We start from the raw sequence: 13,770 nt of genomic DNA, 5'->3' as shown, positions 1-13,770 counted from the left end.
ATTCTAATTACATAATTAAATAAGGAAAAATCCTATAATACAAAGTATCATTGTAATTATTGAAAAAACTGCAACAACTTTTGTTTCTTTCCAACCACATTTTTCAAAATGGTGATGAATTGGAGCCATTTTAAATAACCTTTTACCACCTGTAGCTTTAAAATAAGTAACTTGCAAAATTACAGAAACAACTTCTATAACATATATACCACCTACTATTATTACCAATAATGGTGATTTTAATACAAGCATAATTGAAGCAATTGCTCCTCCTAGTGCAAGAGATCCTGTATCACCCATAAATACCTTTGCAGGATATGCATTAAATTTTAGGAAACCAAACAATGCTCCTACTAGCCCTGAACAAAATACAGCTACTTCTACATGTCCTAATCTATATGATACTAGAGCAAAAAATGTTAACACAAGAATAGTTACAGATGTAGCAAGTCCATCTAAACCATCAGTTAAATTAACTCCATTAGTAACAGCTGCAAAATAAAACATTACAAATGGTATATAAAATATTCCAAGATTTAATGACCAATCTACAAAGGGAACATCAATATATGTTCCTAAATACCTATAGCCATAATATGCAAATGCTCCTGAAAATATTAGTTGAAGAATAAGTTTTTGACCTGACTTTAATCCTTCATTTTCTTTATGGATTATTTTTAAAATATCATCTAAAAATCCAATTACTCCATATGCAAGTGTTCCATAAAGTACTATCATAGCTTCACTTGTTAATTTATATCTCATAATTATCATAACAAGTACTATTGATATTAAAAATATTAAACCTCCTATTGTAGGTGTTCCTGCCTTTTTTAAATGACTTTGTGGCCCTTCCTTTCTAATATTTTGACCAAACTTCAGCTTGTGAAGTGTTGGAATTATAATTGGTCCAAGTAATAATGCGAAAATTCCTCCAAGTACTAATGATACAAGCATCAGCACAATTGGATCTTTTAAAATTTCCCCCATTATATTTCACCTTCCTTTTGTTACATTTTTTCTAAAGCTTTTACTATATCTTCATATTTTATACTTCTAGATGCTTTTACAAGTATAGTATCGCCAGAATTTACTATGTTTTTTAAATCATTTATTATATCTTCTTTTGTATTATATATTCTAATATTGTCTTTTTCAAATCCATCTTTATATTGATCCTTATAAATTCCTGTAACAATTAAAAGGTCTACTTTTTCTTTTGCCATTTTTCCAACTGCCTTATGTGCATTTTCAGACTCTTCTCCAAGTTCATTCATAGTCCCAAGTATAGCAACTTTTCTTTTTCCCTCTGCTGATGATAAAACATTTAATGCAGCTTCCATAGAATCAGGACTTGCATTATAGCAGTCATTTATAATTGTAAAATTATCTTTTTTAATAAATTGAAGTCTCATAGATGTTGCTTCCATATTAGAAAGTCCATTTATCATTTCCTCAAAAGTCACTCCAAGTTCTATTGATGCCTGTATAGCAAGCATTGCATTAAGCACATTATGAGCTCCTACCATTGGTAAATTAAATGTATATTTTTTATTATCATATACAATATCAAAGGTAGTCTTATCTTGAAATAATTGAACATTTTCAGCTTTAATATCTAGCTTTTCTGATAAACTAGTTTTCCTTACCTTATAAGTAGTACTAGTAACATTTCTTAAAAATTTATCTTCACCATTTACAATAAGTATATTATCTTTTGTAAAGAAATCAGTAATTTCCATTTTAGCCTTTAATATATTTTCTTGTGTCTTTAGATTTTCTATATGAGAAAGTCCAATATTTGTAATTATAGCCACATTAGGTCTTGCAGTATTAGCTAATGTATGAATTTCATTAAAATGACTCATTCCAAGTTCTAAAACAGCTACATCATAAGTCTTATCAAGTTCTAATATCATAAGTGGAAGACCTATATGATTATTAAAATTTCCTTTTGTTTTAAACACTTTGTATTTTCCACTTAAAAAAGCTGCTGTCAAATCTTTTGTTGATGTTTTTCCTGTAGATCCTGTTATTCCAACTACCTTTATATTTAATTTTTCCCTATAATATTTTGCAAGTGATAAAAGACTATCATAACTGTTTTTTACTTTTATTACAGTACCAAGTGCCTCACATTCACTTAAATTTTCAATATTTTCATCAACAACAACAATTGATGCTCCTTTTAAAAGAGCATCCTTTGCATATAAGTTTCCATTAAATTTTTCACCTTTTAAAGCTAAAAACACATTATTTTTTTCTATTTCCCTAGTATCTGTACAAATATTATTAAAATTAGTATTACTACCTTTTATTAAAACTTCTCCACCTAAACCAAGTACTAGTTCATCAAAATTTAAATCCAATTCTTTCACCTCAAACTATTTTAACTTTCTAGATAATATTTCATCTACTACTTCTCTTTCATCAAAATGAATTTTACCAGTATTAAGTATTTGATAATCTTCATGTCCTTTTCCAGCAATAACAAGAACATCTCCTGCCTTTGCAATATCTATGGCTCTTTCAATGGCTTCTTTTCTATTTTCTATTACTTCATAATTTTCTGTATCTATTCCTTTTACAATGTCTTGAATTATTGCAGTTGGATTTTCAGTTCTTGGATTATCTGAAGTAATTATTGCAATGTCACTTAAATGACATCCAATTTTGCCCATTTGAGGTCTTTTAACTTTATCCCTGTCACCACCACATCCAAATACAGAAATAAGTCTATTTTTAGTAAATCCTCTTGCTGTTTCTAATATATTTTCAAGTCCATCAGGAGTATGAGCATAATCAAGTATTATTGTATAAGGAAGATTATATTTAACACCAGTCTTTTCACATCTTCCAAGAACAACAACTTCTGCTATGCCTTTTTTTATTGCTTCCATAGGAATATTTAAAGAATCCATACATGCTATTGCACCTAATGAATTGTATATATTAAATTCTCCAGGAAGTCCTACTTTTATTTTTTCTTCCTTATCATTATATTTAAGAAGGTAATCAATATGAGTACTTTCACATATTTCATTTGAAGCTTTATAATTGCTAGCAGCTTTTATTGAATAAGTAATAAGCTTTGATAATCCATCTTTTTTAATATCTTCTATAGCACGAATTCCATAAGAATCATCAGCATTTATTATACTTATTTTACTTCTTTTAAATAATTCATATTTAGCCTTATAATAATTTTCAAAGGTTTTATGAAAATCTAAATGATCTCTTGTTAAATTTGTAAATATTCCCGCTTCAAACTCTATTCCATAAACTCTATCAAGAGCAAGTGAATGAGATGATACTTCCATAACACAATATTTGCAGCCTTTTTCAACCATTTCATAAAAAAGTTCTTGAAGCTCTAATGATTCTGGTGTAGTTCTTTCTGTATGAAGCTTTTCACTTCCAATAAAATTAGCTATTGTGCCTATAAGTCCTGCCTTTATTCCTGCTTCTTCTAATATTGTCTTAATCATAAAAGCTGTAGTTGTTTTTCCATTAGTTCCAGTAACGCCTATCATTTTCATTTTTTTGCTAGGATTATCATAAAAATTAGCACCCATTTTTGCTAATGCTTTTCTTGTATCAGCTACTTTAATTATTGTAATATTTTCATCACTTTTTATAGGTTCTTCACATACAATAACCTTTGCACCTTTTTCTATAGCAGATGATACAAATTTGTGACCATCTGATTGAAATCCCTTAATACATACAAAAACATCATTTGCCTTTACTTTTCTACTGTCGTAATTTATTTCATTAATGTTAACTTCATCATTTCCTTTTAGAACATCATATTGTATTTCATTTAGTATTTTTTTAAGTTCCATATATTCACCTCATTTTAATTATAAGTCTTATTACTTAAATTAATCTTCATAATTTGACCTTAAACTTAGTGTAACAGTAGTTTGCTTTTTAATCAACTCTCCAGGTGTAATACTTTGATTTACTACCTCGCCTCCACTATCACCATTTACATTTACTAATATTCCAATAGCTGCAAGTTGCTCTTTTGCTTTATCTAATGAATATCCAGTTACATCAGGCATAACAACATTAGTATCTTCTATACCACTTGTATTAAGTGTTATTGTAGATCCTTCTTTTACAGCATAACCTGGATATGGTTTTACAGACTTAACCTTATCTCCATCACTAGATACTTCTACTGTTAATTTTAAATCTTCTAAAGCTTTTTTAGCTTCTGAAACCTTCATTCCTCTAACTTCTGGTATAATAACTTCTTTTTCTATACTGTCAGCTTCAAATTTACTATCCATATAATTAAATATATCAGTAAATAAAGTATGAGCATATGGTGCAGCAACAGAACCTGCATAATATTCACCATTACTTGGTTCATCTACAGTTATCATAACTGTAACCTTAGGATTATCAACTGGAGCCATACCTACAAAAGTTGATATATATTTACCATCTCCATAAACCCCATTAACAACCTTTTGAGCTGTACCAGTTTTACCAGCTATGTGATATCCTTCCACATAAGCTTTTGTACCTGAACCAGAAGTTATAACTTTTTCAAGATATGTTCTAAGGGTAGCACATTTTTCTTCACTTGCAACTGTTCTTTTTGTAGGTTCAAAAGTTTTATCTACAATTGTTGCATTATTTTCATCTGTATGAGTTGCTTCCTTCATTACATGAGGCTGAATCCATGTACCACCATTAGCTACTGCATTAAAGGCAGTTAAATATTGAACTGAATTTACTGTATTTGTTTGTCCAAATGCTATAGTTGCAAGATCTACTACAGAAATGTTTTCAGGTTTTTTTACAATACCAGCTGCTTCACCTGGAAGATCCACATTTGTAAGTTCGCCAAATCCAAATTTCTTTATATATTCATAAAGTGTTTCCTTGCCGATTTTTTCTCCAAGATTCATAAATGCTACGTTGCAAGAATTTTGGAATATTTCATTAAATGCTTGAGTTCCATGACCTTGAGTTCTCCAACATCTAATAGTAGTTCCTGCTACGTTAAGACTTCCATTACATGTAAAAGCATCACTATCAGATACAACATTTTCCTCCATTGCAGTTATTCCAGTAATAACCTTAAATATTGATCCAGGTTCAAATGTATCATTTACAAGTCTATTTCTCCACATTTTTTGAAGTTTATCAGAATATGAATCTCCTTCAAAATTATCCACACCATCATATGGAGTATTAGGATTAAAATCTGGTTTATTAACCATTGCAAGTATTTCACCAGTGTTTGGATCCATAACAAGAACTGAAACAGCCTTAGCTTTATTATCTGTATATGACTGCTGAGCTACCTTTTCAGCAAAATGCTGTATATTTTGGTCAATTGTTAATGTAAGATCACTACCATCTACTGGCTTAGTATATTCAGAAATAGTATATGGATAATCTTGTCCCTTACTATCTATTTCTGATATTTTTCTTCCAGGTACCCCTGATAGTAAATCATTATACTCAAGCTCTACTCCTGTAAGTCCTTGACCGTCACTATTTGTACTTCCAAGTACATGAGCTAAGAAATTATTTTCAGGATAATATCTTTTTGTATCAGCAGATACCATTACACCATTTATATTAAGTGCCTTAACTTTTTCAGCTATATCCTTTTCAACTCTTCTTATTAAAATAGCACTTCCTGCAGGCTGACCACTATTTAATTTTGTATTTAATTTTTCAAGTACCTCTGATTCTTCCATTCCTGTAGCTTCTGCAAGATCCTTAGCTACCTCTTCATTTGTTGTATAAAGCTTTTTCTTAGAATTTTCAGATTGCTCTTTATCTTCATTAGCAGATAAGTAGCTTCTAATTGAATTCAAGTCAAGATCTACTCTATATACATCTGCTGATACTGCTAATGCAGAACCATTTCTATCTAATATTTTTCCACGCCTAGCATCAATTTTAACTTCACTTGTCCATTGTTCATTAGCAAGAGCAGAATATTCACTATGTTTACCTATCATAATCCAAGACAATCTTATAATTAAAACAAAAAATACAAGTAATATACAGATAAAACTTATAAAAAGTCTATTGTTTATTTGTGCCCTATCTCTCACTATCCTTTTTTTCAATTTAACTTCTCCTCCATAATTAATATAAAAATAAATGCAGAATACAGATCTATGCTGCATTCTGCACTAAAAACCTGCAAGTTTTAATGCTTTGTTTTTTTATTTTTCTAATGCTAATTTTATTTTTTGATAAATGCTAAGATTTTCTTCCTTAGCCGCATTATCTTCATCATCTAATTGTTGAAAATAATTTTTTGACAAATCAACAGTAATAATATTTTCCTTCGTTGTAGAAACCATTCCTAATCTATTTTGAGCATTTATTTCAATATCATCTAAAGAGCCAGTTTGTAAAAGTTTAACTGTCAAATCCTCATTATCAGCTTTTACAGTTTCAATTTGCTTATTAATTGCAGTTAGTTGACTTTGCATATTAAATACTCTACTATCTATTGCCAAAGTTATTATTCCTGCTATAAAAGCTACACTTATAACTTCAAAAGCAATTTTTCTTTTTAATTTTGACTGAGCTCTTTTTCTTTTTTCTCTATTTCTTTTAGCTCTTCTTAGCTCATCATATTTTTTTCTTTCTTCTTCCCTTGCCCTTTTTTTAGGATAATTAAGTGTATTTTCATTATTATAATATTCCACTTCTTTTACTAACATTATATTCACACCCCAAATACTTTATACATCATATTCTTTCTATTATTCTTAACTTCGCACTTCTACTTCTTGGATTTGTTTCTACTTCTTCTTTTGAAGGTTCTATGGGCTTTCTTTTTACAAGCTTTACTAAAGGTTTCTTTCCACATATACAAACAGGAAATTCCTTTGGACATGTACATGGATCTGCAAGTTCTCTAAATTTAAGCTTTACAATTCTATCTTCTAATGAATGAAATGTAATTATTGCCATTCTTCCACCTTTATTTAGTCTATTTACTCCATCTTCAATGGTTTTATTAAGGATTTTAAGTTCACTATTTACTTCAATTCTTATTGCTTGAAAAGTCCTTTTTGCAGGATGAGGTCCTTCTCTTCTCATCTTAGCTGGAATAGCAGATTTTATAATGTCTGCAAGTTCCAATGTGGTTAATATTGGTTTTTCTTGTCTTCTTTCAACAATAAAACTGGCAATCCTTTTTGCAAACCGTTCTTCTCCATAATCCTTTATAATTCTATGTAAATCTTCAAGGGAATAATTATTAACAACATCATATGCAGAAAAATCATTGTCCCTATTCATTCTCATATCAAGCTTTGCATCTTTCATATAACTAAATCCCCTTGCACCTTCGTCAAGCTGATATGATGAAACTCCAAGGTCCATAAGTATGCCGTCAACTTTATCAATATTTAAGTTTTCTAATATATCATCTATATTATAGAAATTGTTATGTACATATTTTACATTTTTATAATCCTTAAGCCTTTCTCTTGCTGCCTTTAATGCATCAGAATCTTGGTCAATACCAACCAAAATTCCACGATCTTTAGAAATTCTTTTAAGAATTTCACTTGAATGTCCTGCACCACCTAATGTGCAATCTACATACACTCCATTTTCTTTAATATTAAGCCCCTCTAAACATTCCTCTAATAGTACCGATACATGTTTAAATTCCATATTTTGCTCCTTTAAATTCCTAAGTCATTCATATTTTCAGCGATAGATTCATAATCAATATTTGAATCATTGTATTGTTGCCATTTTTCCTTACTCCAAATTTCAACCCTTGTTAGTACTCCTATACTTACTATTTCCTTTTCTATACCAGCATATTCTTTTAAATTTTGAGGAATTAATCCTCTGCCTTGTTTATCCATTTCAATTTCTGTTGCACCAGAAAAAAAGAATCTTACAAAAGCTCTAGCATTTTTATTGGTTAAAGGTAATTTTTTTAACTTCTCTTCAAATATTTTCCATTCTTCAAGTGGATAAGCATAAAGACATCCATCTAAGCCTTTAGTTATAACAAACTTTAAACCACTTTTCTCCACTTTCAACTACTTTCATAGTATTCGCCGTTAAATTTAATATTCCTTCTTTTTTATAAAAAAAAAGCTACAAATTTAGAAATAAAAAAATCTAAATCTGCAGCTATTTAAATGCAGAATCAATTATATGCTTTTATGGTCTCAATTATTTGCTTCATTTCACTTTCTATTCTTTATCACTTACGGCCTTGATTAATTAAGAATTAATGATTAATAATTGAGGAGATTTTTGCTCCTTGCCTCGCAAAAATTTTAATTTATATTGTATGTATGTGGACAAACTCCAATTTCAAGGCTTACACTAAACTTTACACAAGGCCTATTAATACCAATGCTTTGGACCTAAACACAATAATTATTAATTATCTCCTATGGAGATTGGCTTTTAAGCAAAGCGCAAAAGCCACTTAATTATTAATTCTTAATTTCAGAGCTACGCCTATTTAAATTAGAGATTAATAATTTTATACATTAAATCTAAAGTTTACCACATCTCCATCTTGCATAACATAATCTTTACCTTCTAATCTGTATAAACCTTTTTCTTTTGCCTTAGCTTCTGAACCACATTCAACTAAATCGTCAAAAGTTACTATTTCAGCTCTTATAAATCCTCTTTCAATATCACTGTGAATCTTACCAGCAGCTTTAGGTGCTTTTGTTCCCATCTTTATAGTCCAAGCTCTTACTTCCTGTTCTCCTGCAGTTAAGAAACTCATAAGTCCTAATAGTTTATATGATGCTTGAATTAACTTATCAAGACCAGATTCTTCTAATCCATATTCCTTAAGCATTTCTGCTTTTTCTTCATCTTCAAGTCCTGATAAATCTTCTTCTAATTTGGCACAAACTACCATAACTTCTGAATTTTCTTTTTTTGCATATTCTCTTACTTGTTTAACATAATCATTTTCTGAAGTTCCATTCATTATATCATCTTCGGAAACATTACAAGCATATAATACTGGCTTTGAAGTTATCATAAATAATCCTTTTACAAATTCCTTTTCTTCATCAGAAAATTCAAGTGTTCTAACAGGAAGATTTTTTTCTAGCTGAGCTTTGATTTTTTCCATAATTCCATATTCAAATTTTGCAGTTTTATCTCCAGAACGCGCAAGCTTAACTGTTTTTTCCATTCTTCTTTCTAGAACTTCAAGGTCTGAAAAAATAAGTTCAAGATTAATAGTTTCAATATCTCTAATAGGATCAACTGACCCTTCAACATGAACTACATTTTCATCATTAAAACATCTTACAACATGTACAATTGCAGAAACTTCTCTTATATGTGATAAGAATTTGTTTCCAAGTCCTTCACCTTTTGATGCTCCTTTAACAAGACCTGCTATATCATAAAATTCTATTGCAGTATAAACCTTTTTCTTTGACTTATACATTTCTTCTAAAACATCTAATCTTTTATCTGGTACTGATACAACTCCAACATTTGGTTCTATAGTACAGAATGGGTAATTAGCTGATTCTGCTCCAGCTTTTGTTATTGCATTAAACAAAGTACTTTTACCTACATTTGGTAAACCAACTATTCCTAATTTCATTTATATGTACATCCTCTCTTATTTAAATTATTAGAAACTTTATTAATAGCTTCAAAAAAAAAGCTTAAAAGCCAAAGCTTCTAAAGCACAAAATTTCATTATATTTTTATTATATATTTTCTAGTAAAAAAGTCAATGTTACTTAAATCTTTATTAAACTACTACAGAAACTATTTCAAAGAATATACAGATTGTATTTGTGAAAGACTAAAATATATCATAAAAAATTAAGGAGGAAAATTTATGCGAAAATTTTTTTGTTTCACATTAACTATTATATTATTAATAACCTTTTTGCCTTACTATGGCTTTTCAAACACATCTGATACTGAACTAAACTGGTACTATGTCCAAAGAGAAAAAAATCAAATTCCTGAATGTCCTAAAGAATCAGAAGCATTTTTAAAAGATTATGATGCCTATTATATAAATAATAATAATGAAAAAACATTATATCTTACTTTTGATGAAGGATATGAAAAAGGCTATACAAATGATATTTTAGATACATTAAAAGAGCTTAATATTCCTGCTGCTTTTTTTGTAGTTAAACCTTACATAGATTCAGAACCTGATATAATAAAAAGAATGACTAATGAAGGACACCTTGTTTGCAATCATTCAAATCATCATCCTTCAATGGCTTCAATAACAGACAATGAAAAATTCAAAAAAGAATTAACAGATGTTGAAGATGCTTTTAAAGAATTAACAGGACAAGAAATGCCAAAGTTTTTTAGACCTCCCATGGGCAAATATTCTAAAGCTTCTTTAGAAAAAACTAAAAATATGGGATACAAAACTATATTTTGGAGTTTTGCCTATAAAGATTGGTTAACAGAAGATCAACCATCAAAAGAATATGCTATTGAAAAAATTAAAAATGGAGTTCATCCAGGTGCTATTATACTTCTTCATGCAGTTTCAAAAACAAATACCGAAATTTTAAAGACTGTTTTATTAGATTTACAAAACGAAGGTTATGAATTTAAATCCCTTAATGATTTAAATTAAAAATGTAAAGGTGGGACTTATTCCCACCTTTTTACTATAAAGCTGACTCAGGATAAAATACTTCCTCTGCCATATTACATACAATATTTTTTCTTGAAAAAGAATTAAATTCTATATTTTCAATTTCTGTTTCTATTTTTTCCTTGAAGTTCTTACTGCTGCAGTTGTTTAAATTAACCTTAACATTTACTATTGCAGATTCAATAGCAGAATGAAGTAAAATAGCTGCACAACTTGCATCTGATGCAAGCATCTTATTTCCATATTTTAATGCTGTGTCTATATTGTCATAAAATTCATAACAATTTCTAGCAAGATTTAACGGAACTTCTAAAGCTTTAACTGTTTTTTCTAAAATAGCTTTGCTTCTTGCTTCTTTTTCTTCATCTGTTTCCTTTGGCATTTTAAAACAATCCATAAGTTTTGTAAAAGCTTCTCTATCTTGTTCCATAAAATCTAATGATATTTTTGTAAACTTATTTGAAGCTTCTTTAAAATCTAAAACTGTCTTTTGTATTTCATTATCAAGACTTTCAAAAGATTTCTTGTTAATTGTTAAAGAATAAACCATTGAATTTAAACTTGATGCAAGAGCTGCTAATAAAGCTGCAACACTCCCACCTCCTGGAGATGGTTTTTCTGATGATAAATCACATAAAAATTCTTCAATGTTTAATTGGTTAAATTTCACTTTCTAATCACTCCTAATTTTATTTGCATATTTGTTTATATATTTCTTTTATTTTATTTACAATAACTTCAGCTGAATAGTTCTTTAAACACTCTTCTCTTATAAGTTTTTTATCAAATGTATTTAAAGATTTTGTAAAATCCTTAAGTCCCTTAACTAAGGCATTGTGGTCCTTATTTTTAACTATTATTCCATTTCTATTATTTATTATATCAGAAGCGCCACCATTTTCTGTGCCGAGAATTGGTTTTCCCATTGATAATGCTTCTACATATACAACACCAAAAGTTTCATGTTCAGAAGCAAGTACAAAACCATCACATTTGCCCATTTCTCTAGCTACTTCCTGTCTACTTAAAGCTCCTAAAAATTTCACTTGATTTTCAAGATTATATTTTCTTGTCATTTCTTCTAGTTTTGGTTTTAAAGGCCCATCACCACCAATAGTAAGCCTTATATTTTTGCCCTTAAATGCTTCATTAAAGGCTTCTATAAGTCTATCCATACCTTTTTCTTCTACCAAATATGAGAGAGAAAAAAGATTAATAGTGTCATTTTTCCAAGTACTACTTACAAAATTATCATTAAAAACAGAAAAATCAATAATATTATTTATAACAACTATAGGATTCTTAGTGTAATTTTCCATTTCTTCCTTAAGACCATTTCCTACTGCAATAAGCTTATCTGCCTTATTATAAGTATCAATTATATATTCTATATAAGACTTTTTAACGTACTTTGCATATTTTAAAGAGGAATGCTCTGTTAAAACAAAAGGAATATTGTATTTTTTTGCTACGTAACATGCTGAAATTCCACCAAAAAAGGCTGAATGAGCATGTATAATATCAACTTTTCCTTCTTTTTTAACAATTTCTAAATAAAGTTTTTCCATTCTTTTATTAAATATCTTAAACATATTTTTATTTTTAGGTAAAAAATTAAAATTCTTATATCTATATGTATTTAACCCATCTTCTATAGTAAAAGATATTTTCTTTGTGTCAAAAATATGTTTTTTTAGTTGCGTAATAGGCCAAATTTCATTATAAGCAACAGAAACCTTAACTTGAGAATCTTGCAAAGCTTTAAACTGTTCTTTAAAAAAACTTCCGTGAACTGGATTTTCTTTTGATGAGTACCAAGATGGTACAACCATAACATGCATATTATTTACCTCAATATTTTATTTAATCTTTTTGTTATTTCATCCCATTCATAATTTTCATCAGGTAATGTTTTAAAATCCTTCATATTTAATAATTTTATTAAAGATTTTTTTATTTCATCTTTATTATTTAAAGAATTTATACACTTTTTATGATCATTAACTATTGATTTTATTGGATCATTTTCATCACCATAAATAGTAAATATAATTCCCTGTGCACCCATATATTCATATATTTTAGCTGGTATTTGTTTTGAATTTTTATTTCCAAAAAGAAGAAGAATTTGAGAATGAAGCATATATTTTATAGCTTCATTAAATGGAATTCTTTTTGACACTTTAGCTACTTCTAAATTTTCAAGTTCTCTTTTAGCATCTGCATCATCAATATTTCCAAAAAACAATATATTCATTTTGTTATATAATTCAATATTTTCATTTTTTATTTCCTTAACAGCATAAATAAAGGGCTTTATATTTCTAAGCTTTGAGAATATTTCTCCAGCATATATAATATTTATTTTATCAGATTTTATAAGTTCTGGAACATCTTCCTTATATAATTTGTCAAAAAACTTTTTGTCATATCCTCTTGTAATTATATAGGTTTTTTCTTTAGGAATATTATATGTACTAATATAATCTTGCCTATTTGCTTCTGTTACAAAAACAAATTTATCTGAATATTTTACTATTTCTTTTTCCATACCTGCTTCTATTTTCTTTTTTATAATAAAAGAATTTTCTCTAGTAGAATCTTTAAGCCACGGATCACTCCAATATGTAATCCATGGAATACTTGGATATTCTTTTTTTATTTTTAATGCACACAAATGTGATGATGGTGGTTCATGCATAGAAAATATAACATCAAAATTAACTGATTTTTGAAGTTCTAATGCATATTTTGCACCATTTTCAGAAAACCCCTTATACATATCTGGTATAACAATAGAATTTTTAACCTTTCTTAACACCTTCATGATTTTTATTTTTGAAGAGGAAGCTGGTTTATTTTCATAATTTTCATCTTTTTTTACTCTTGGTACTAACTTATTAAAAATCTTACCGCCATTTATTAAATGAACCTTTATTCTATTATCCATTAATTTTTTTAATTCCTTGTCATAATATATAGAATCCTCTGGGAAATCTACTGTTAATAAATGAACTTCGTTACCCTCTATTTCACTAAGCTTATTTAAATACTGCAGTGTTTCTATAGCTGCTGAATTATTTATAATTGGTGAATAACAAGCTATAAATAATATTTTCATTGTTTAC

The 13,770-nt window shown here is 28.5% G+C and carries 11 protein-coding genes and 1 pseudogene; 1 reads left to right on the top strand and 11 read right to left on the bottom strand.

All coding sequences use genetic code 11. The annotated features are described in order from the left end of the window. Positions 1-15: 15 nt before the first annotated feature. The 8 genes and pseudogenes from mraY to ychF form a co-directional block, all read right to left on the bottom strand. The gene (gene mraY / locus ACTNAO_RS05865) at positions 16-990 is read right to left on the bottom strand and encodes a phospho-N-acetylmuramoyl-pentapeptide-transferase (RefSeq protein ID WP_441027325.1); all 975 of its coding nucleotides are present in this window, start codon (positions 988-990) and stop codon (positions 16-18) included. A 20-nt stretch (positions 991-1,010) separates the two neighbouring features. Continuing rightward, positions 1,011-2,369, bottom strand: a complete 1,359-nt coding sequence (locus tag ACTNAO_RS05860; protein WP_441027323.1) for a UDP-N-acetylmuramoyl-tripeptide--D-alanyl-D-alanine ligase — start codon at positions 2,367-2,369, stop codon at positions 1,011-1,013. A 15-nt stretch (positions 2,370-2,384) separates the two neighbouring features. After that, on the bottom strand, positions 2,385-3,845 hold the full coding sequence (locus tag ACTNAO_RS05855) for a UDP-N-acetylmuramoyl-L-alanyl-D-glutamate--2,6-diaminopimelate ligase (protein WP_441027321.1): 1,461 nt from the start codon (positions 3,843-3,845) through the stop codon (positions 2,385-2,387). A 39-nt stretch (positions 3,846-3,884) separates the two neighbouring features. Next, the gene (locus ACTNAO_RS05850) at positions 3,885-6,104 is read right to left on the bottom strand and encodes a stage V sporulation protein D (RefSeq protein ID WP_441027319.1); all 2,220 of its coding nucleotides are present in this window, start codon (positions 6,102-6,104) and stop codon (positions 3,885-3,887) included. A 99-nt stretch (positions 6,105-6,203) separates the two neighbouring features. Continuing rightward, on the bottom strand, positions 6,204-6,710 hold the full coding sequence (locus ACTNAO_RS05845; protein ID WP_441027318.1) for a hypothetical protein: 507 nt from the start codon (positions 6,708-6,710) through the stop codon (positions 6,204-6,206). Between the two features lie 28 nt (positions 6,711-6,738). After that, positions 6,739-7,674: a 16S rRNA (cytosine(1402)-N(4))-methyltransferase RsmH gene (rsmH, locus tag ACTNAO_RS05840; protein ID WP_441027316.1), complete on the bottom strand. Its 936-nt coding sequence runs from the start codon at positions 7,672-7,674 to the stop codon at positions 6,739-6,741. A gap of 11 nt (positions 7,675-7,685) precedes the next feature. Continuing rightward, positions 7,686-8,045 (bottom strand): annotated as a pseudogene (mraZ, locus tag ACTNAO_RS05835) (division/cell wall cluster transcriptional repressor MraZ); the annotation flags it as partial. A gap of 464 nt (positions 8,046-8,509) precedes the next feature. Beyond that, on the bottom strand, positions 8,510-9,607 hold the full coding sequence (gene ychF, locus ACTNAO_RS05830) for a redox-regulated ATPase YchF (protein ID WP_441027314.1): 1,098 nt from the start codon (positions 9,605-9,607) through the stop codon (positions 8,510-8,512). A 243-nt stretch (positions 9,608-9,850) separates the two neighbouring features. On the opposite strand from ychF, the gene pdaA reads away from it, so the two are divergent. Beyond that, positions 9,851-10,621 carry a delta-lactam-biosynthetic de-N-acetylase gene (pdaA, locus tag ACTNAO_RS05825; protein WP_441027312.1) on the top strand — a complete coding sequence of 257 codons (771 nt, stop codon included), beginning with the start codon at positions 9,851-9,853 and terminating at the stop codon, positions 10,619-10,621. Between the two features lie 34 nt (positions 10,622-10,655). Here pdaA and ACTNAO_RS05820 read toward each other — a convergent pair whose 3' ends face one another. The 3 genes from ACTNAO_RS05820 to ACTNAO_RS05810 are packed head-to-tail and all read right to left on the bottom strand — an operon-like array spanning position 10,656 to position 13,763. Further along, positions 10,656-11,312: a cyclodeaminase/cyclohydrolase family protein gene (locus ACTNAO_RS05820; protein WP_441027310.1), complete on the bottom strand. Its 657-nt coding sequence runs from the start codon at positions 11,310-11,312 to the stop codon at positions 10,656-10,658. 19 nt (positions 11,313-11,331) lie between these two features. Further along, positions 11,332-12,483: a glycosyltransferase gene (locus tag ACTNAO_RS05815; protein WP_441027308.1), complete on the bottom strand. Its 1,152-nt coding sequence runs from the start codon at positions 12,481-12,483 to the stop codon at positions 11,332-11,334. 5 nt (positions 12,484-12,488) lie between these two features. Continuing rightward, positions 12,489-13,763, bottom strand: coding sequence for a glycosyltransferase (locus tag ACTNAO_RS05810; RefSeq protein WP_441027306.1), 1,275 nt, complete (start codon positions 13,761-13,763; stop codon positions 12,489-12,491). Positions 13,764-13,770: the final 7 nt, after the last annotated feature.

It is taken from the genome of Clostridium sp. HCP1S3_C6 (genome assembly GCF_052066735.1).
GTDB lineage: Bacteria > Bacillota > Clostridia > Clostridiales > Clostridiaceae > Clostridium.
This window is presented reverse-complemented; position numbering and strand designations above follow the sequence as displayed.

Coding starts and splice junctions, on each gene's coding strand:
- mraY (WP_441027325.1), bottom strand. CDS start 990: ATGGGGGAAATTTTAAAAGATCCAATTGTGCTGATGCTTGTATCATTA.
- ACTNAO_RS05855 (WP_441027321.1), bottom strand. CDS start 3,845: ATGGAACTTAAAAAAATACTAAATGAAATACAATATGATGTTCTAAAA.
- ACTNAO_RS05845 (WP_441027318.1), bottom strand. CDS start 6,710: ATGTTAGTAAAAGAAGTGGAATATTATAATAATGAAAATACACTTAAT.
- rsmH (WP_441027316.1), bottom strand. CDS start 7,674: ATGGAATTTAAACATGTATCGGTACTATTAGAGGAATGTTTAGAGGGG.
- ychF (WP_441027314.1), bottom strand. CDS start 9,607: ATGAAATTAGGAATAGTTGGTTTACCAAATGTAGGTAAAAGTACTTTG.
- pdaA (WP_441027312.1), top strand. CDS start 9,851: ATGCGAAAATTTTTTTGTTTCACATTAACTATTATATTATTAATAACC.
- ACTNAO_RS05815 (WP_441027308.1), bottom strand. CDS start 12,483: ATGCATGTTATGGTTGTACCATCTTGGTACTCATCAAAAGAAAATCCA.
- ACTNAO_RS05810 (WP_441027306.1), bottom strand. CDS start 13,763: ATGAAAATATTATTTATAGCTTGTTATTCACCAATTATAAATAATTCA.